A 19,709-nucleotide genomic window follows, 5' to 3' on the forward strand; every position below is an offset into this window, starting at 1 on the left:
TCATAGACTCGCGTTACTGTTTAGCGGCTAAGTTTTGCTGATCTGCAATAGCTTGATTAAGCTGAGACTCAACAAAACCAGGTGACTTTGTCGCAGCAGAGATTAAGCGATACATGGCTGGGATCACCAGTAAGGTTACGAAAGTCGCAAACGCCATACCAAAGAAGACCACAGTACCCACTGATATTCGGCTCTCAGCGCCAGCACCCGTTGATAGAATAAGCGGGATAGCGCCAATCAGTGTGGTAAAGGCCGTCATCAAAATAGGGCGTAAACGTCTTACCGAGGCATCGATAATAGCTTGCTCAATTTCAAGGCCTCTGTCCCGCAGTTGGTTAGCAAACTCGACAATTAAGATGCCGTTCTTGGTTACCATACCAATTAGCATGATCATACCAATCTGGCTGTAGATGTTCAGCCCTTGGCCGGTTAGGTACAAGCCTAAAAATCCTCCGAATACGCCCATAGGCACGGTAAACATCACCACTAGCGGGTTGATGAAACTTTCAAACTGAGCAGCTAATACAAGATAGGCAACCAACAAGGCTAAACCAAATACAATAAAGATACTGCTTTGATTTTCCTTAAAGTCTTTAGACTCGCCGGTATAAGCCACCGAAATATCGCTTGGTAACATCTCAATCGCTTTTTGATCTAAGAAGTCCAGCGCTTCACCTAAGGTATAACCTTCAGCTAAATTCGCCTTTAAGGTGATCGATTTCTGCTTGTTGTTATGGCTCAGTTTGAGCGCCGATGCCACCTCTTCAATATGGGTAATGGTATCTAAAGTAATGAGCTCGCCTTTAGCTGAACGCATATAGATCTGGCTTAAATCAGCCACGTTATTGAAGCTATTCTCATCGCCACGAAGGTAGACATCATACTCTTCACCACGCTCAACAAAGGTGGTTTCACTGCGGCCACCTAGCATGATCTCGAGTGTTTCAGAGACTTCTGCCACGCTAATTCCAAGCTGGGCGGCACGCTCTTTATCGACCGTGACGACAAGCTCAGGTGAAGTTTCTTTATAGTCGATCTCTGGGCTGTCCAGAATAGGGCTATAAAGGGCTTCCTCTTCTAGCATTTGCGCCCATTTGAATAGCTCTTGATAATCTGAGCCGCCGAGTACAAATTGCACCGGCTCACTTGAGCCGCCTCTAAAGCCAGGCAGTAATGGACGCACCATCACATCGGGAATGCCTTTTAATGCCTTGGCCACTATGCCTAATGCTTGCTGAGCATTAACAGTACGTTCATTCCAATCTTCAAGTTGAATAATTACAAAGCCGGTCTGATCGCCTGCACGGCCACCAAAAGCAGGAGCTTGAATGCTGAATGATTTCACTACGCCTTGACCAAGTAACGGCATTAGCTTGTCTTCGACTATCTCCATATTGGCAGCCATACGGTTATAGCTAGTGCCTTCGGCGCCTTTAATAAAGGCAAAAATCACCCCTCTATCTTCTTGTGGCGCAAGTTGCGCAGGTACCTGCTGCATTAACCAGCCGCTTCCCAAGATACAGGCGATAATCACCAGTGGCGCAGCGAGTCTAAGGGTAACGGCTTTAGTCACCATCTTGCGGTAGAAGTTTTCAAGGCGAGTAAAGATTGATTCTACCCAAACGTTAAAACGATTCGGTTTAACGTTCGCCTTGAGAATTTTACTGCCGAGTACCGGGGTTAAGGTGAGGGCAATCAGCGATGAAAATAGCACCGATACGGCCAGCATGACCGAGAATTCAGTGAAGAGCAGGCCGACCATGCCTTCCATAAAGGAGATAGGTAGGAACACCATCACCAAGACGGCAGTTGTCGCCATCACCGCAAAGCCCACTTCTCTTGTACCGTTATAGGCGGCCAAGATTGGCGGCTCGCCCTTTTCAATATGATGGAAGATATTCTCGACAACAACGATGGCATCGTCCACCACTAGGCCGATCGACAAGATAAGTGCCATCAGGGTCAGTAGGTTAATAGAGTAGCCAAACACGTTCGCTGCGATAAAGGCTGAAATCAGTGATACTGGAACCGTGACCGCAGGGATCAGCGTGGCTCTGGCTTGGCCGATGAAGATATACAGCACTAAGATCACCAGCAGTGCCGTTACTGCTAAGGTACTAAAAACCTCATCGATGGAGCGGTCGATAAATACGGTCGAGTCATAGTCGACAATCAGTTTTGTGCCTTCGGGGAGGAACTTCTGTATCTGATCGACCTCTTTATGTACATCTTGTGCGACCTCAAGCGGGTTAGCATCAGATTGAGGCACAATGCCTAAGCTAATATTAACGACGCCATCGCTCTTAAAGGTCGAGTTTTCGTTCTCTGCACCAATAAACACATTGGCGACATCTTTGAGATATACCTGTGAGCCATCGGCGGCGGTGCGAAGTACCAAGTAATTAAAGTCATCTGGAGTTTGATATAAGCGCGCTGTACGCACTGCCATCACAGTGGTGTCGTTACGCACTTCACCGCCAGGCGTCTCAACGTTTTCTCTATTTAATACACTGACAATATCGCTAGCGGTAATATTGCGTCCCGCCATCAGCTCAGGATTGAGTTGCACATACATGACCTTGTATAAACCACCTGATATATCGACGCTACTAACGCCTGAGATAAGGCTAAATCTGTCTTCTAGTACCCGCTGGGCGTAATCGGTTAATTGGGTTCTATCCATAACCGATGAGCTTAAATTGACATAAACCGCAGGCTCACCAGAGCCGTTGTCTTTAGAGACGATAGGATCTTTGGCTTCGTCAGGCAGGCGGCGCTGAGCACGGGCCACTGCGTCACGCACATCGCTGACACCTTCGGTGAGATCCCAGCCCAGCAGGAAGGTCACGGTAATACGTGACATGCCGTTACGGGTGACAGATTCAATTTGATCAACACCACTAATACCGGTCAATTCCGATTCGAGTGCCGTGGTGATCTGACTCTCCATGATGGTCGCCGATGCGCCCTCATAGGTGGTCATCACAGTTACCACAGGGCTTTCTACATCGGGCATCTCGCGCACGGCAAGCTTAGTAAATGACACCGCGCCAAAAACACACAGCAGCAAACTCAGTACGATGGCGACGACAGGGCGTTTTACTGAAACATCAGACAACCACATTTAGATGTTTCCTCTTGCTTGTTGCTCGTCAGCTTTTTTATCTGCGTCTTTTTGTGCCAGTGCTGATCCGCCCAGATCATCGACGCGCAGACCATCACGCATATTGACTAAGCCCTGCACTACCACTTTATCGCCAATAGTGAGGCCATTGCTAATTAGTACTTGGTCTTCGATGCGAGCACCTAGCGTCACCTTGGTACGCTTGGCGATGCCGTCTTTACCAACCACATAAACGAAACGGTTGGTACCCGAATACTCTAACGCTTGCACTGGGATAACTGGCTCCGCAACACTTGGGAACATCAAGGTTGCCGACATCATCATGCCGGGTTTGAGTCGATGGCTAGGGTTGTCAAATTGCACACGAACTCTCAAGTTTAGGGTGTCTTGATTGACACGGGAATCGATGGCTATCACCTTGCCGATAAACTGTTTTTGTGGCCAAGCACGGCTACTAGCCGTTACAGACATGCCAACACTAAGCTGTGAGAGGTAATTCTCCGGTATCTGAAGGTCGAGGCGCATACTCGAAAGGTCATCGAGGGTGAGTAGCTCGGTACCTGCACTGACCATTTTGCCTTGGCTAAAGTCGATAAGACCAGCTGTACCAGAAAAGGGCGCGCTGAGGTAGTGATAATCGAGATCGGCTTGGGCGGCAGCTAAGCGAGCTGTAGCCATATCGACACTGGCTTTTTGAGCATCGATCTCTGTCTTAGTGATCGCGTTTTGATCGATTAGCTTGAGGAACTCTTTGAGTTTACGCTTTTCATCGGCTAGGTAAGCGGCTGATTCGGCTAGGGCGGCTTGTGCTTTAGCATCATCGAGCTGGATTAGGATTTGGCCTTGGGCTATCTCTTGCTCGGTGCTGACTTGAATCGATTTAATCTTGCCGGCAATTTGCGGCGAGATAAATACTGACTGCTCGGCGTCGAGTTTACCAATCAGGGAGAGAGACTGAGTGAGATCATGTTGTTCAACGATACCCGTGACCACTGGAACGGTTCGAACTGGCCTATCTTTTGAGTCGGCACGCTTAGCTTCAGACAGACTACTGAAGGTAAATGCTCCCGCAATAATTAATGCCAGGGGTAAAAGGAAATAGGATGATCTCATGAGTGATTACTTAAACAGCCAAAGTTGGGATTATTCTAGATAAAAATCCAAGCCAGTAGGGTAAAGCAATGTAAAGTAAAGAAAATTAGCATCTGATAATTTACAATTGTCGATCTTATTTTTATCGAATTTTACACTTTGAGTGCTTTTGTGAACATTCTGCTATCAATGTTTGCGCTCGTGTAGTGAGAAGATGGATCAGTTAGACAAAAATAGGCATTGAGCTTGTGGTTAAACCTAGCTAGATGTTAAAGGCTAAATATTAATTGCTAGATATTATTAGCTAGTTAATAGAGAGTCAGTTACTAAGGGCCTCTAAATAAGGACCGCTAAATAAGAACCACTAAATAAGAGTCTGCCGGGTTTGCTGGCTGACTGCGACTCGATGCTATAATAAGTTCTTATTAATAGGCTCTTATTAATAGCCTCTATGCAGATTTATAATGCTTCACGTTCGCCATTAAAAAGACCACGAATAAGTTTATTGTTTTCAATCAGTAGTAACTCTCCCTGTTCACCAAGCTTTATGCTGCTGTCGATTGCGATGAGCTTATTATCAAACAGGCCTAAAACCTGCTTTTGTGAGGTGTGGCCGACGGTGATGTGTTTGACGTCAAAATAGGCGAGAATTTTATCGAGCTCAGCTTCGCTAAAGGCATCTGAAAAATAGCCGCGATACCAAGTCGGGCCGTTACCGTAAAACAGGAAGCTTAATAGCTCGTCCTTTTTTAGCTCGGCCTTAGGTCTGCCAATATTAGCGCGAAATAGCCGGTTAGCCTCTGCGATAGTTAACTGACGCTCTAGCCACTCACTGCTTATACCGCCGTGCATATATAGCACATCATTAACCTTAACTAAGGTGTTCTTGCTTCTTAGCCACTGACCAATCTCAGTGTCTTCACCATAGAGGGCGTCATTACTTCTATCGAGTAATTTACTGGCTAAGTCATAACGTTCATGCACATACCTTAAGTCACCACCGAGTACCATCTGTTCATGGTTGCCCATGAGTAGATGTACCATACCGCCTGCGGCTTTGGCTTGTCTGTCTAGCTGATACATAAACCACAGCACTTCGTTTATCTGATCGCCGCGGTCAAACATGTCGCCAGTCATCACCATATGCCCATCACCAAAGGCCCAGTTGTTATCGGCATTTATAATATCTTGGTTCTTAAGTAGGGTGAGCAGCACGTCAAACTGGCCGTGGACATCACTTAGGGCGACGACTTTTTTTACCTCTGTATAGCTGTCTGGCATCACCTGTTTAACGTCATCTGTGAGGATTGGCTCTGGCAAGTTGCCACAGTTTTCTGGTCGTTTAAGCGAGTGCTCACTAACTTGAGAGCTTGTCAGTTTACTATTACAGATCCAATAAGCAGTTTGTTGGGGGGAGCTTTCAACTGCGCTCTTGTCTTGAATAACATAGGGGCCATCAAACGAATAGTTGCTAGCTTCATTAGCACTAAGCTGGCTTGATAGGCCTGTTAGTACTGCGGCGTAGAGTAGGGCTTTAAACATAATCTTTAGTTTCTTATTAATCGTTATTATTGAGAGTTCTAGCTCTAGTGCTAGTCTATCTTTAGATTTAATTGGTTAATGCCTTGCTTTACCAACCAATCAGATAGCGGCTACGTTTACTTAGCATCTTCTTTATCATTACCGCGATTACGTAAGAGATAGCCACCACTACTAAGGTGACGATTAGTGTAGTGAAGATATTGCCTTTACCGGCTAGACCCAATAGATCCGGGCTATCATAGATCATCCACCAAGGGGTCGTGATCCAAGGGTGAATAAAGTAGATGGCAAAGCTGACCTCGGCCAGTTTTTGCAGAGGCGCTATCGAGATATGCTCAAACTTATTTAAAATCGCCAATATGACTAAGGTCAGTAATATCTTTTGCGGTAGCATCAAGTCAGGCACAGTCATCTCAAACGGTGCCTTATTGAGTACGCCTGCACCAAAATATTCGGCTTGAATCAGTGCCAAGGCAACACCCACAAAAAACATTGGGATCCAATATTTATCGATAAACGGAAACAGTTTATCGCGGTGAGCCGATCCCCAAACGCCTAAAAGATAGACTGGTAAGAAATAGACTAAAGATTGGATAGCATTGAGGTTTGAAATCGGTCTATGCACCATGATGGCAATTAATAACAATGGAATGGCGTAGTAGAGTATTTGCTGCTTTTTAATGAGGTACATGACCCAAGGTGACAAGGCAAACAGCATCATGCCCATGGGAATATACCAATATGCGGTAAGCGTACGGCCGGTGATCACATACCAGCTCGCGGCCTGTGCGGGAGCCGTGATATTGGCAAGCGCTTGATGCATCATAGGATCCGTACCGACGGTCAGGTGCCAGACAATCCAAGGTAGGGAAAGAAGCAGATAGGGCAAAAACACAAATTTGGTTTTACTCTTCATGTATTTCTTGTAATCCCAGCGATGATAAAACACATGGTGGAACAGAAAGCCTGAGATAAATACAAAAAATACCGTGCCATTCATCATCAAATTAAACCAAGCCTTGTCGGCAAAGGTTTCTATCTCCCAGCCTGCAGGTCGGTAGCAGTGGGCCATGACGATAAAGATAATCGCGATGCCACGAAAGTGGTTGATGCTGTTTAAGAAGCCGGTAGATTTTTTCTGCTGGGCTTGAGTTGTTGTGGCTGCCGCCGCTGTTTGTATCTCACTCGACGAGGCATCACTTACGGAACTGTGATTCACCTGAGAGGGGCTCGCTTTATCGTCCATAGCTTTGTTGTCCGTTAGTCACTTTCAAATCTGTTGAAAGCGTTTTTATTATTGTTAGCGATAGCGTCACGGTGTGATTGGCTAATTTATACCAAACGGCATTTTGGCATAATTATCAGCTCTTTTGTTATTGAAATGCGAAATATTTGTGTGATTTAGGGGCGGGATTTTAGATCGCTCCCTGCAGATGTATGGCTTTTGAGGCAATAAAAAAGGAGGCCGAGGCCTCCTTTCTATAGGTGTGATTAATTTACTTAACCATACGCTTGTACTTTAAGCGATGTGGCTCAACTACATCGGTACCCATGGTCTCTTTCAGCCAAGTAGAGTATTCGGTGTAGTTACCTTCGTAGAAGTTAACTTTACCTTCGTCGCGATAATCTAAGATATGAGTCGCGATTCTATCTAGGAACCAACGGTCGTGTGAAATAACCATGGCACAACCAGGAAACTCTAATAGTGCTTCTTCTAGTGCGCGTAAGGTTTCAACGTCTAGGTCGTTAGTTGGTTCATCGAGTAACAGCACGTTGCCGCCTGCTTGCAGCAGCTTAGCCAAATGCACACGGTTACGCTCACCACCCGATAGAGTGCCGATGATTTTTTGCTGATCGCCACCACGGAAGTTAAAGCGGCCAACATAGGCACGACTTGGAATTTCAGTGTTGTTGATACGCATGATATCTTGGCCGTCAGAGATCTCTTGCCAAACCGTGTTCTTATCATTCATCGAATCACGGAACTGCTCGACAGAAGCAATCTGTACCGACTCACCCAGTTCTACTGTGCCGCTATCAGGCTGCTCAGCACCAGAGATCATCTTAAACAGGGTCGATTTACCCGCACCGTTAGCACCGATAATACCGACGATGGCGCCCTTAGGCACAGAGAAGGTCAAGTCATCGATCAGTACGCGGTCGCCATAAGATTTGGTCAGGTTAGTGATTTCAATAACCTTGTCACCTAGGCGTGGCCCAGGTGGAATAAATAGCTCGTTAGTCTCGTTACGCTTTTGGTAGTCGTTGGTATTAAGCTCTTCGAAGCGAGCCATACGCGCCTTACCCTTAGATTGACGGCCTTTAGCACCTTGACGTACCCACTCCAATTCTTTGGCAATGGTTTTTTGGCGTGCGCTTTGAGTGGCTGACTCTTGGGTCAGACGCGCATCCTTTTGCTCAAGCCATGAAGAGTAGTTACCTTCCCATGGAATACCTTCACCACGGTCAAGTTCTAAGATCCAGCCTGCAGCGTTGTCGAGGAAGTATCTATCGTGGGTAATCGCCACAACAGTACCCGTGTACTCTTGTAAGAAGCGCTCTAACCAAGCTACAGATTCCGCATCCAAGTGGTTGGTTGGTTCGTCTAGTAATAGCATGTCAGGCTTTTCAAGTAGCAGACGACAAATCGCCACACGGCGACGCTCACCACCCGATAGAACTTCGATTTTTTCATCCCAATCAGGAAGACGTAAAGCGTTAGCCGCCCTGTCTAATACCACATCTAGGTTGTGGGCATCTTGAGACTGAATAATCGCTTCTAATTGACCCTGCTCTTTAGCTAGTGCGTCAAAATCGGCATCTGGCTCGGCATAAAGTGCATAGACTTCATCTAAGCGTACCAGCGCGTTTTTCGCCTCGGCAACCGCTTCTTCTACCGCTTCGCGCACGGTTTGGTTTGGATCTAGTTTTGGTTCCTGTGGTAGGTAACCAATCTTAAGATCTTGCATTGGGCGCGCTTCACCCTCAATTTCAGTATCTAGACCCGCCATGATGCGCAGCAGGGTAGATTTACCTGAACCGTTTAGACCTAAGACACCGATTTTAGCGCCAGGGAAAAAGCTTAATGAGATATCTTTAAGGATCTGCTTCTTTGGCGGGACAATCTTGCCCACTCTAAGCATGCTATATACAAACTGAGCCATGTTAGTTCTCTTTGACTGTGTTTTTGAATCGGGAATGGGGGCAATTCTACAAGATCCGTTGCAGAACTTAAATCTGAATTAGCACTGTTTAGCGCGAACATGTAGCCGAATTCTATCGAGTTCAAATGAGTCACTCTGTGTCCCGATTAACCCGTTTTACGAAACTCACTCATCTAGAAATGCAAGTAATTTCATGTTGTAAATGCTGGGATTGTGATCGAATGCGCTGTAGAATACCGCGCAACCCTATTACAAGACTTTACAGCTGGAGTGAGTAATGCTGAAAAAAGATATGAATATCGCGGATTATGATCCACAACTATTTGCAGCAATTGAAGATGAAACGCGCCGTCAAGAAGAGCACATCGAACTTATTGCTTCAGAAAACTACTGTAGTCCTCGCGTAATCGAAGCACAAGGTACTCAGCTTACTAACAAGTATGCTGAAGGCTACCCAGGTAAGCGTTACTATGGTGGTTGTGAGCATGTAGATATTGTTGAAGAGTTAGCAATTTCTCGTGCTAAAGAACTATTTGGCGCGACTTATGCCAACGTTCAGCCACACTCAGGCTCTCAAGCTAACGCAGCCGTATTTATGGCACTACTTCAAGGCGGCGACACGGTTCTAGGTATGAGCCTAGCACACGGTGGTCACCTAACTCACGGCTCTCACGTGAGCTTTTCAGGCAAACTATACAACGCAGTTCAGTATGGTATCGACGAAACAACAGGCCAGATTGACTACGCCGAAGTTGAGCGTCTAGCCGTTGAGCACAAGCCAAAGATGATCATCGCAGGTTTCAGTGCCTACTCAGGTATCATCGACTGGGGTAAGTTCCGCGAAATCGCTGACAAAGTTGGCGCATACCTATTCGTTGATATGGCGCACGTTGCAGGTCTTGTTGCTGCAGGTATCTATCCAAACCCAATGCCACACGCGCACGTTGTAACAACAACGACTCATAAGACGCTAGCTGGTCCACGTGGCGGTTTGATCCTTTCATCAATCAATGATGAAGATATCTACAAGAAGCTAAACTCTGCAGTATTTCCAGGCGGCCAAGGCGGTCCTTTGATGCACGTTATTGCTGCTAAAGCAGTTGCATTTAAAGAAGCCCTAGACCCAGAGTTCACGACTTATCAAGAGCAAGTAGTTGTTAACGCAAAGGCAATGGCTCGTACGTTTATCGAACGTGGCTATAATGTAGTTTCTGGTGGTACTGATAACCACCTATTCTTGCTTGATTTGATCAGTAAAGACATCACAGGTAAAGATGCTGACGCGGCCCTAGGCAACGCTAACATCACAGTGAACAAGAACTCAGTACCGAACGATCCACGTTCACCATTTGTGACTTCAGGTCTACGTATCGGTTCTCCTGCAATCACGCGTCGTGGTTTTGGTGAGGAAGAGAGCGTGCAGTTAACTCACTGGATGTGTGATGTACTGGATGATATTTCAGATCTAGCCGTTAGCGAGCGCGTTAAAGGACAGGTTCTGGAATTGTGCGCTAAGTTCCCTGTTTACGGTTAACCTTAAGCGTTAAATAAGTTAGACTCCAATGGCCGCATCTATGCGGCCATTTTTGTATGTAAAGAACATACTTTCTGAGTTTTTAAGTCGTACCAATCACATTTTAATATTTGTCAAAGGTGACATGATTAATAGGTTAGGTATAAATCCAGTGAGTCGTAACATTTTTTTCTAAACGGAGGCTAAATGCATTGTCCATTTTGCAGCGCAACTGACACAAAAGTGATTGATTCGCGATTAGTCGCTGACGGCCATCAGGTGCGTCGACGTAGAGAGTGTGTTCAGTGCCACGAACGTTTTACCACTTTCGAAGGGGCCGAGCTTGTGATGCCTCGTGTGGTGAAACAAGATGGCAGTCGCCAGCCGTTCGATGAAGAGAAGCTGCGCGGCGGTATGTTAAGAGCCGTAGAGAAAAGACCTGTCTCTATGGATCAAATTGAGCAGGCATTGACTAAGATTAAGTCGACTTTGCGCGCCACCGGTGAGCGTGAAGTGAAATCTGAAATGATTGGCAACTTGATGATGGACCAATTAGTTAACCTAGATAAGGTTGCCTATATTCGTTTCGCGTCTGTTTATCGTGCCTTTGAAGATGTTTCAGAGTTTGGTGAAGCGATCGCTAAACTGCAAAAATAAACTACGCAACCGGGGCTAAGCGCTGCGCCTAGCCCTTCATCAATCGAACAATCGGAATTGCCGCCAATATGTGGTCTATCGAAGACAGTCAAATGATGAGCCTTGCCATTGAATTGGCACAAAAGGGCATGTACACCACTCGTCCAAATCCTAGCGTGGGGAGTGTTATCGTTAAAGACGGTGAGATCGTTGGTGAGGGCTACCATATTCGAGCCGGCGGTCCTCATGCGGAAGTTTACGCCTTGAATATGGCGGGCAGTGACGCTAAAGGCGCCACCGCCTACGTAACACTTGAACCTTGTAGCCATTACGGTCGTACGCCACCTTGCGCCAAGGCGTTAATCGAACACGGCGTCAGCCGAGTGGTTATTGCGGTGACCGACCCGAATCCTGAAGTCTCTGGCCGTGGTATTGCTATGTTGCGGGATGCGGGTATTCGAGTCGATGTTGGGCTGATGACCGAAGAAGCTAAGCAGGTCAACCTAGGCTTTTTAAAGCGTATGGAAAAAGGCCTGCCTTGGGTGACAGTTAAACTTGCCGCCAGTCTCGATGGCAAAACGGCCTTGTCTAACGGCGTATCCAAGTGGATTACCGGCCCTGAAGCCCGCCGTGATGTACAGCGTCTTCGTGCTCGCCATTGCGCTTTAGTCACTGGCGTTGAAACCATACTTGCCGATGACCCCAGTTTAAATGTGCGTCACAGTGAGTTAGGCTCACTTGCAAGTCAACTCGCCCCAGCCGAAATTCACCAGCCACTTAGGGTGGTATTAGACAGTCAGGCGCGTTTAGGTCATGAATTAAACCTGTTTAAAATCGACAGTCCGATTTTACTGGTGTCGACTCAAGCTTATCCCGAGAGCGTGCAGGCCGCATGGCCGCCTCATGTGCAGAGTCAGGTATTAGCGGCGGTTGATTCACGTATCGACTTAAATGCGTTATTAAGCCTACTGGGTGAGAGTTGTAACTCTGTGTTGGTTGAAGCTGGTGCGACGCTTGCGGGGGCCTTTGTTAATCAAGGGCTAGCCGATGAGATTGTACTGTATCAGGCGATGAAGATTTTAGGCTCGCAAGGGCGAAACCTGCTGACACTTGATGATTTTCAAGCCATGTCAGAGGTGCCAAAGATTAACCTAATCGATGAGCGCAAAGTGGGGCCAGACACCCGCTTAACGTTAAGAGTGAGTAATTAATTTATGTTTACTGGGATTATTGAATCAGTCGGACACCTACGAAAAGTTGAGCGTCGCGGCGATGATATTCGCTTAACGGTAGCCAGTGGTAAACTGGATCTGTCAGACGTAAAACTGGGTGACAGTATCGCCACCAATGGTGTGTGCCTAACAGTGGTTGAGCTGATGAGCGACGGTTATGTGGCAGATATTTCTGCAGAAACTGTCACTTTGACGGGCTTCTCTCATTATCAAGTAGGAAAAGCCGTTAACCTTGAGAAGGCCGTGACCCCTACAACTCGTTTAGGCGGGCATATGGTCAGTGGTCACGTAGATGGTATCGCTCATGTGGATGATAGACAGTTTCGTGGCCAAGCCATCGAATTTTGGCTAAGCCCACCTGAGGAACTTGGCCGTTATATCGCCCATAAAGGTTCGATTACCATCGATGGTGTGAGTTTGACGGTTAATGAGGTGCAAGGTCATCGTTTTAGACTGACTATCGTGCCGCACACCGCAGGCGAAACCACTTTAGTGAATCTGAAAGCCGGTGATAGCGTGAATATTGAAGTGGACTTGATTGCACGTCACTTAGAAAGGTTGATGAGCTACGGCAGCCAAGAGCAAGACAGCGCTCCTAAGTCGGAAGTGACGATGGAACTGTTAGCTCGCTCAGGATTTTTACGATAAACACTGGCTTAAGATTAGTTTGTCAGTAAAATTTGTCTTATATAAAGAATAGAATAATCATTACATTTACCGCTGATTTTCATCGTGTCTTTAACAGGCGCCCAGTGAGAATACAGTGAAAAAATAAAGGTCTGAACATGGCGTTACATAGTATAGAAGAGATCATTGAAGATATTCGTCTAGGTAAGATGGTCATCTTGATGGATGACGAAGACAGAGAAAATGAAGGCGATCTCATCATGGCAGCCGACATGGTGACGCCAGAAGCGATTAATTTCATGGCGACTTTTGGCCGTGGCCTGATTTGCCAGACATTGACCAAGGCTCGTTGTCAGCAACTTAGCCTGCCTTTGATGGTGACTAACAACAGCGCGCAATTCTCGACTAACTTCACCGTTTCAATTGAAGCGGCCGAGGGCGTAACTACCGGTATTTCGGCGCAAGACCGCGCGGTAACAGTATTAGCGGCGGTAGGTAAAGATGCTAAGCCATCAGATATTGTTCAACCAGGACATATCTTCCCATTGATGGCACAGGAAGGCGGCGTACTCATTCGCGCAGGCCACACCGAAGCTGGCTGTGATATTGCACGTCTTGCAGGCTTTGAGCCTTCATCGGTTATCGTTGAAATCCTTAATGACGACGGTACCATGGCGCGTCGCCCAGATCTTGAAATCTTTGCACAGAAGCACGGTTTGAAGATGGGCACCATTGCCGACCTTATCGAATACCGTAATACCAAAGAAACCACAGTCATTCGTGAAGCCAAATGTAAACTGCCAACTCGTTTTGGTGAGTTTGAGATGCTGACTTACCGCGATACTATCGACAACCAGTTGCATTATGTGTTGGTTAAAGGCGAAGTTTCAGACAACACTTTAGTGCGTGTACACCTGCAAAATACCTTCAATGACTTATTGCACTCAGAGCGCGATCAGCAACGCAGCTGGCCGCTAGAGAAAGCGATGAAGCGCATCAGCGAAGAGGGCGGTGTGTTGGTGTTACTGGGTCATCAGGAACATAGCAGCGATATTCTCGCTAAAGTTAAAGCGTTTGAAGCCGAAGACAACGGCAGTACGCCAGCTGCAGCACCGTGGAAGGGGACTTCGCGCCAAGTAGGTGTTGGCTCGCAAATCTTAGCTGACGTAGGCGTGACATCTATGCGTCTATTGAGCTCGCCGAAGCGTTATCACTCTCTTTCAGGCTTCGGATTAGAAGTAACTGAATATATTGCAGATTAAATTCCTGCCTCAGGTTGTTTTTCAGCCTGAGGCTTAAATTCACACTTTTCTTATTAATTGCATAGAGATCAGTAGGGAGTGCTGTGGTATCATACCGCCTCTTCCGTCCCTATGTAGGGTAATTAAGCTAATTTAGGTAAGATAAATGAACGTAGTTCAAGGTAATATCGAATCGAAAAACGCCAAAGTTGCGATCGTAGTTTCACGTTTTAACAGCTTTGTTGTTGATAGTTTACTCGATGGCGCGGTTGACACTCTTAAGCGTTTTGGCCAAGTTGCAGATGAAAACATCACTGTAGTTAAAGTGCCAGGCGCTGTTGAACTGCCACTGGCTGCACGTCGTGTTGCGGCGAGCGGAAAATTTGACGGAATCATCGCACTAGGTGCGGTAATCCGTGGTGGTACACCTCATTTCGATTTTGTAGCAGGTGAATGTAATAAAGGTTTGGCTCAGGTTGCACTTGAGTTCGATATCCCAGTTTCATTCGGCGTATTAACCACAGATACCATTGAACAAGCTATTGAGCGTTCGGGTACTAAAGCAGGTAACAAGGGCGGTGAAGCTGCACTTGGTCTGCTAGAGATGGTTAACGTTCTGCAAGCACTTGAAGAACAGCTGTAATTTAGGACAATTTAATGAAGCCTTCAGAGCGCCGTAAGGCACGCCGTTTAGCCGTTCAGGCCATCTATTCATGGCAGCTAAGTGGTAACAATATTGCTGATGTTGAGCATGAGTTTCTAACTGAACAAGATGTTGCTGGCGTTGATATCGCTTACTTCCGTGAGCTATTAGGTGGCGTTGCAACTAAGAAGAGTCAATTGGATGAGCTAATTACTCCATTCGTGACTCGTCCACTCGATGAAGTGGATCCAGTTGAAAAAGCGATTGTACGTATCGCAACTTATGAACTGACATTCCGTAAGGATGTGCCTTACAAGGTAGCGATTAACGAAGCTATCGAGCTTGCAAAAGCATTCGGCGCAGAAGATGGACATAAGTTTGTTAACGGCATTCTAGATAAGCTGGTAGCACGCAATAAGTAGTAGAAACGGCATCTTCGGATGCCGTTTTTGTTATATCCGCTAGGGAGCGAAGAACAGTCCGCGTATTCCCACTTTGAGCAAGCCTTATGGCTTCCTTTTTCGCTTGAGTGACGGCCTGAACTACACTTATCTCATTTCTCCCTGAATACTTACTCTTATTTGTGATTGGTATTGTGAAAGAATTTCAATTAATCGAAAGTTTCTTTACTGGGCGTGCCCAGTCCCGCAAAGATGTCGTTGTTGGTATTGGCGATGATTGCGCCATTGTTCAGCCAGCAGACAATAAATCTATTGCCATCTCTTGTGACACCTTAGTGGAAAATGTCCACTTCTTCCCCGATATGCCAGCAGCCGATCTCGGTTATAAGTCCTTGGCGGTGAATCTATCAGATCTAGCCTCTATGGGCGCAGAGCCTGCATGGATGACATTGGCACTGACACTACCTGAGGTCGATGAAACCTGGCTGGCTGAATTCAGTAGCGGCCTGTTTGATATTGCCGAGTATTACGGCGTGGCATTGATAGGGGGGGATACGACGCGTGGTCCTCGCTCAATTACCATCACCATCAACGGCCAACTTCCAAATAATATCGGCTTGACCCGCAGCGGCGCTAAAAATGGTGATTGGATCTATGTGACGGGCACTTTAGGTGATTCAGCACTGGGTTTAGATCTACTGAGAAATAAAGCCGAAGCGAATGCAGAGGACAGAGCCTATCTTATTCAACGTCATTATCGACCGACACCGAGAGTATTAGCTGGTCAGTCGCTTAGAAATATCGCCTCAAGTGCCATCGATATCTCAGATGGCATCATGTCAGATATTCAGCACGTGCTGAAAGCCTCTAATGTGGGCGCAGTAATAAACGTCGACAATATTCCATTGTCTGAGCCACTTAAAGCCAGTGTTTCACCAGAGATGGCACTCAGTTATGCGCTGACAGGCGGTGAAGACTATGAGTTGTTGTTTACCGTCAATGAAGCGCAAAAAGGCATGCTAGAAGTCGCCTTAGCCGAGTCAGGAGTTAAGTTTACTCAGATAGGGCAGGTGTGCACGGGTGGCCAGTTAAAGCTGCTTAGCGACAATAAACCGTTTGAACCGATAAACTTAGGTTTTGAGCACTTTAATTAATGAATCTACTCTCTAAAGACCCAGTGCTTGCAAAGCTATCACTGAAGAATCCTATACACTTCCTTGCGCTGGGTTTTGGCTCAGGCTTAGCAGCCAAAGCGCCGGGTACTTTTGGCACCTTGGCCGCTATTCCTGTTTTTCTGCTGATGGCACCGCTAAGCTTGCCTTGGTATATCGCCCTAACGGTATTGAGTGTGCTGGCGGGTTTTTATATCTGCGACAAAGCCTCGAAAGATATGGGGGTACACGATCATGGCGCCATAGTCTGGGATGAAGTGGCTGGGCTACTGATCACCATGATAGCCGCGCCAGCGGGTTGGCAATGGTTAGTTGTGGGTTTTGTACTGTTTCGTATCTTCGATATCTTAAAGCCATGGCCAATTCGCTGGCTTGATGCCAAGGTTCACGGTGGCTTCGGCATTATGATTGACGATGTCTTAGCGGGTATTTTTTCCATGCTATGTCTACAAGGCTTAGCCTACTACTTTGCTTAATCGCATCTGTTAGCATCAAATAGTTAGCAACATAAAAAATGCAGAGCTTAGCTCTGCATTTTGTTTTATGGGTTTTAGTTTTTATAAGTTTTAAAAATTAACTTAGTAGCAACTCTTTGGCGTTAGCCAAGGTGTTGTTGGTGATGGTGTCGCCGCCTAATAAGCGCGCTAACTCTTCGATACGCTGGGTTTTATCTAGCGCCACCATAGAGGTCTCAGTTTGACCAGCCTTGCTACTCTTATTGACGAACATATGTTGATGGCCGTTACCGGCAACTTGTGGCAAGTGAGTCACACAAAAGACCTGAGTCGACTCGCCAAGGCTACGCAGCATACGCCCAACAACCGCTGCGGTTGGCCCTGAAATTCCCACATCGACTTCATCGAAGATTAACGTAGGCGTCGAGACTTTCTTGGCGGTGATCACCTGAATACCTAAGCCGATGCGTGATAGCTCACCACCAGAGGCAACTTTAGCGATAGGCTGTAGCGGCTGACCAGGGTTCGTTGACACTAAAAACTCAATGCTGTCACAACCTGTTGGGGTGATAACTGCCTCATTGAAGTTCACTGCAATGGTAAACTTGCCCTTAGGCATGTTGAGCTCATGGATAGACTGAGTCACCTGTTTATCTAACTCTTTAGCGTAACGGCTACGGCTTTGGCTGAGCTTTCTAGCGTGTTGCAGGTAAGCTTCGCGATTTGCGTTTAGCTGCTCACGAATATCATCTAGTTTGTCAGAGTCTGAGCCTAAGTCTTCAAGCTCTTCCAATAAACTTTGGTGATGCGTATAAAGCTCATTTGGCATTACTTGATGCTTACGGGCAAGTTGCATGGTCTTAGACAGGCGCTGCTCTAGATGAGCAAAATACTCGGGGTCCAGCTCTAAGCCATCTAAGTAACGCTCAATTTCGCTGCTGCTCTCTTGCACCTGAATGAGGGCGTCATTAAGCATGGCAAGTACACTAGCAAGCTCAGGATCATAACTCTCAAGATCTTGACCCTGACTGATAGAGGTGTTGAGCAACGACTCAACGCTGCCATCATCGTTGTCTTGCAATATATGAAGCTGATTACGGCACAGTTCGATTAATGCAGTGCTGTTAGCCAGCTTCTTATGTTCGGCCTCAATCGACTCAAATTCGCCTTCATTGATAGCAAACTCGTTTAGCTCTTCAACTTGATATTGCAGTAGCTGTTTACGGGCTAAGCGTTCCTGCTGCGACATCTCAAGTTGGTGCAGTTGCTTCTCAGTGGTTTTACATCTGTGGTAACTGGCAGCGACACTGTCGAGCAGCATTTTATGGTTAGCATAGCTATCTAACAGGATCAGTTGATGCTCACTCTTTAGCATAGCGTGGTGAGCATGTTGGCCATGAATACCAATAAGCAACTGACCAAGGGACTTTATCTGCGCCAAAGGTACAGGGTTACCATTGATATAGGCGCGTGAGCGGCCGTCGCTGCTTATGGTGCGGCGCAGGATACATTCATCTCCGAGCTCAAGGTCGTTATCTTCAAGCCAGCGTCTTGCCGCTGGGGTATCATCTAATAAAAAGCGGGCACTTACTTCGGCCTTAGTGGCACCAGGTCTAATGGTATTGGCGTCGGCTCGGTTACCTAAACATAGGCCGAGGGCATCGATAGCAATCGATTTACCCGCACCGGTTTCACCAGTAATACTGGTCATGCCGGCTTTAAAGTCGAGCTCTAAGAAACGCACAATAGCAAAGTTGTTGATGCTGAGTTGGCAAAGCATAGTGATGTCCTTTATCAAAACACTGTATGGTTAAACAGTATATACTGTTTATTCATACAGTAAATACCCTGTTGGTAAATCCGTTGAGGTGAATCACGTTTTCATTCTGGTTTAGCTTTTGGTTTGGCTTTTGGTATTAGCTCAGATTTATATTAGTTTGCAGATGGCGTCTATGGGGTATTTGAAACAGATCTTTGTTATCTTTTTATGAGTGTAGGAATAAAAATTCGGTTTTTCAAAAAACGAAAAGGGGAGGCTAGCCCTAGAACTATCAAGCTTCGTTTGACGAAAGTCGTGGCGCTTTGCCCACACATGAGACTTAAAGCATCAGGCTGGCGCCAGACCAAAATCGTGAGCTTCCAGCTCACACTCGGCCAAGAAGGGGGAAACAGCTACCCCCTCTTGCCTATTTCCTTCATAAAGAGTCCCTAGCCGCCCCGACGAAGTTGTTGATCCTCATACTCCAATAAAAATTGACTAACGGCTCAGATGGGACATCTGATGTGAATGGATTCACAAATGCCGTGATGGCATGGATGCCAAAGAGCGGCCATGTCCCTCCGAGCCTGAGCCATCATCCATGATGGCTCTACAGCATTCTTTTAGGTAATGTGTCATCTGCGTACTTCGGCAACTCCGATGGGGAATGGGTGTTTCCTGTGAGTTTTGTAACTCACTTTTGCCCCAAAGTTGGTTAGTCTTGGAACTATCAAGCTTCGCTTGACCAAAGTCGTGGCGCTTCGCCCACACCCGAGCAAGGAGGACTGCTCGTCCTTATCCTCCTTGCATCCACCATGACGCCCCGACGGAGTTACATGCATTAGAAACGGGCCTCACTCATTTTCGAAAATCGCTATCGCTTCAGAATCGCCATATATGGACCCATCCGGTTTGCAAGATATTTAATATCGACTTTGAGAAGAGTTCATTGCACCCATATATTCGGCCTGTTATTGAGGTACTCCTCTGGCCCTGATGGATATTTGCTTCTACTTTCCTTATCATCCTTACGGCTTCTTTAGAGCCTGTGGCGAAGCAAGGTTTTAAGCAGAACAGTCTGACTGTCTCATCATCAAATCAATTATCT

The 19,709-nt window shown here is 46.6% G+C and carries 15 protein-coding genes; 9 read left to right on the top strand and 6 right to left on the bottom strand.

Translation table 11 applies throughout. The features are described from left to right. Positions 1–13: 13 nt before the first annotated feature. The 5 genes from SPEA_RS06035 to ettA all read right to left on the bottom strand — a co-directional run bounded on the left by SPEA_RS06035 (position 14) and on the right by ettA (position 8,922). Positions 14–3,124 carry a multidrug efflux RND transporter permease subunit gene (locus SPEA_RS06035; protein ID WP_012154410.1) on the bottom strand — a complete coding sequence of 1,037 codons (3,111 nt, stop codon included), beginning with the start codon at positions 3,122–3,124 and terminating at the stop codon, positions 14–16. Beyond that, positions 3,125–4,237: an efflux RND transporter periplasmic adaptor subunit gene (locus tag SPEA_RS06040; protein WP_012154411.1), complete on the bottom strand. Its 1,113-nt coding sequence runs from the start codon at positions 4,235–4,237 to the stop codon at positions 3,125–3,127. 438 nt (positions 4,238–4,675) lie between these two features. Next, positions 4,676–5,758, bottom strand: a complete 1,083-nt coding sequence (locus SPEA_RS06045) for a metallophosphoesterase (protein ID WP_012154412.1) — start codon at positions 5,756–5,758, stop codon at positions 4,676–4,678. An 88-nt stretch (positions 5,759–5,846) separates the two neighbouring features. Next, positions 5,847–7,004: an acyltransferase family protein gene (locus SPEA_RS06050; protein ID WP_012154413.1), complete on the bottom strand. Its 1,158-nt coding sequence runs from the start codon at positions 7,002–7,004 to the stop codon at positions 5,847–5,849. 250 nt (positions 7,005–7,254) lie between these two features. Further along, positions 7,255–8,922, bottom strand: a complete 1,668-nt coding sequence (gene ettA / locus SPEA_RS06055) for an energy-dependent translational throttle protein EttA (RefSeq protein ID WP_012154414.1) — start codon at positions 8,920–8,922, stop codon at positions 7,255–7,257. A 277-nt stretch (positions 8,923–9,199) separates the two neighbouring features. Between ettA and glyA the strand changes: the two genes are divergently transcribed. From glyA to SPEA_RS06100, 9 genes are all read left to right on the top strand, one after another. Next, on the top strand, positions 9,200–10,456 hold the full coding sequence (gene glyA, locus SPEA_RS06060) for a serine hydroxymethyltransferase (protein ID WP_012154415.1): 1,257 nt from the start codon (positions 9,200–9,202) through the stop codon (positions 10,454–10,456). A gap of 186 nt (positions 10,457–10,642) precedes the next feature. Beyond that, positions 10,643–11,092, top strand: coding sequence for a transcriptional regulator NrdR (gene nrdR / locus SPEA_RS06065; RefSeq protein ID WP_012154416.1), 450 nt, complete (start codon positions 10,643–10,645; stop codon positions 11,090–11,092). Positions 11,093–11,160: 68 nt separating this feature from the next. After that, positions 11,161–12,282 (top strand): bifunctional diaminohydroxyphosphoribosylaminopyrimidine deaminase/5-amino-6-(5-phosphoribosylamino)uracil reductase RibD, encoded by a 1,122-nt coding sequence (gene ribD / locus SPEA_RS06070; protein WP_012154417.1) that lies wholly within the window; start codon positions 11,161–11,163, stop codon positions 12,280–12,282. A gap of 3 nt (positions 12,283–12,285) precedes the next feature. Further along, positions 12,286–12,951 carry a riboflavin synthase gene (locus SPEA_RS06075; protein WP_012154418.1) on the top strand — a complete coding sequence of 222 codons (666 nt, stop codon included), beginning with the start codon at positions 12,286–12,288 and terminating at the stop codon, positions 12,949–12,951. Positions 12,952–13,088: 137 nt separating this feature from the next. After that, the gene (gene ribBA / locus SPEA_RS06080) at positions 13,089–14,192 is read left to right on the top strand and encodes a bifunctional 3,4-dihydroxy-2-butanone-4-phosphate synthase/GTP cyclohydrolase II (protein WP_012154419.1); all 1,104 of its coding nucleotides are present in this window, start codon (positions 13,089–13,091) and stop codon (positions 14,190–14,192) included. Between the two features lie 145 nt (positions 14,193–14,337). Further along, on the top strand, positions 14,338–14,814 hold the full coding sequence (ribH, locus tag SPEA_RS06085) for a 6,7-dimethyl-8-ribityllumazine synthase (RefSeq protein WP_012154420.1): 477 nt from the start codon (positions 14,338–14,340) through the stop codon (positions 14,812–14,814). Between the two features lie 14 nt (positions 14,815–14,828). After that, positions 14,829–15,236, top strand: coding sequence for a transcription antitermination factor NusB (nusB, locus tag SPEA_RS06090; RefSeq protein WP_012154421.1), 408 nt, complete (start codon positions 14,829–14,831; stop codon positions 15,234–15,236). Positions 15,237–15,409: 173 nt separating this feature from the next. After that, entirely contained in the window at positions 15,410–16,369 is a 960-nt protein-coding gene (gene thiL, locus SPEA_RS06095; RefSeq protein WP_012154422.1) for a thiamine-phosphate kinase, read from the top strand. After that, a complete protein-coding gene (locus SPEA_RS06100; RefSeq protein ID WP_012154423.1) occupies positions 16,369–16,863 on the top strand; it encodes a phosphatidylglycerophosphatase A family protein in 495 nt (164 codons plus the stop codon). Before thiL ends, SPEA_RS06100 begins: the two co-directional genes overlap by 1 nt. Before the next feature lie 97 nt (positions 16,864–16,960). Here SPEA_RS06100 and recN read toward each other — a convergent pair whose 3' ends face one another. Beyond that, a complete protein-coding gene (gene recN, locus SPEA_RS06105) occupies positions 16,961–18,622 on the bottom strand; it encodes a DNA repair protein RecN (protein ID WP_012154424.1) in 1,662 nt (553 codons plus the stop codon). Positions 18,623–19,709 lie beyond the last annotated feature (1,087 nt).

Origin of the sequence: Shewanella pealeana ATCC 700345 (assembly GCF_000018285.1) — a bacterium.
Classification (GTDB): domain Bacteria; phylum Pseudomonadota; class Gammaproteobacteria; order Enterobacterales; family Shewanellaceae; genus Shewanella; species Shewanella pealeana.

Bases quoted from the DNA above. Each gene is read 5' to 3' on its own strand.
- SPEA_RS06035 (WP_012154410.1), bottom strand. From the start codon at position 3,124: ATGTGGTTGTCTGATGTTTCAGTAAAACGCCCTGTCGTCGCCATCGTA.
- SPEA_RS06040 (WP_012154411.1), bottom strand. From the start codon at position 4,237: ATGAGATCATCCTATTTCCTTTTACCCCTGGCATTAATTATTGCGGGA.
- SPEA_RS06045 (WP_012154412.1), bottom strand. From the start codon at position 5,758: ATGTTTAAAGCCCTACTCTACGCCGCAGTACTAACAGGCCTATCAAGC.
- SPEA_RS06050 (WP_012154413.1), bottom strand. From the start codon at position 7,004: ATGGACGATAAAGCGAGCCCCTCTCAGGTGAATCACAGTTCCGTAAGT.
- ettA (WP_012154414.1), bottom strand. From the start codon at position 8,922: ATGGCTCAGTTTGTATATAGCATGCTTAGAGTGGGCAAGATTGTCCCG.
- glyA (WP_012154415.1), top strand. From the start codon at position 9,200: ATGCTGAAAAAAGATATGAATATCGCGGATTATGATCCACAACTATTT.
- nrdR (WP_012154416.1), top strand. From the start codon at position 10,643: ATGCATTGTCCATTTTGCAGCGCAACTGACACAAAAGTGATTGATTCG.
- ribD (WP_012154417.1), top strand. From the start codon at position 11,161: ATGTGGTCTATCGAAGACAGTCAAATGATGAGCCTTGCCATTGAATTG.
- SPEA_RS06075 (WP_012154418.1), top strand. From the start codon at position 12,286: ATGTTTACTGGGATTATTGAATCAGTCGGACACCTACGAAAAGTTGAG.
- ribBA (WP_012154419.1), top strand. From the start codon at position 13,089: ATGGCGTTACATAGTATAGAAGAGATCATTGAAGATATTCGTCTAGGT.
- ribH (WP_012154420.1), top strand. From the start codon at position 14,338: ATGAACGTAGTTCAAGGTAATATCGAATCGAAAAACGCCAAAGTTGCG.
- nusB (WP_012154421.1), top strand. From the start codon at position 14,829: ATGAAGCCTTCAGAGCGCCGTAAGGCACGCCGTTTAGCCGTTCAGGCC.
- SPEA_RS06100 (WP_012154423.1), top strand. From the start codon at position 16,369: ATGAATCTACTCTCTAAAGACCCAGTGCTTGCAAAGCTATCACTGAAG.
- recN (WP_012154424.1), bottom strand. From the start codon at position 18,622: ATGCTTTGCCAACTCAGCATCAACAACTTTGCTATTGTGCGTTTCTTA.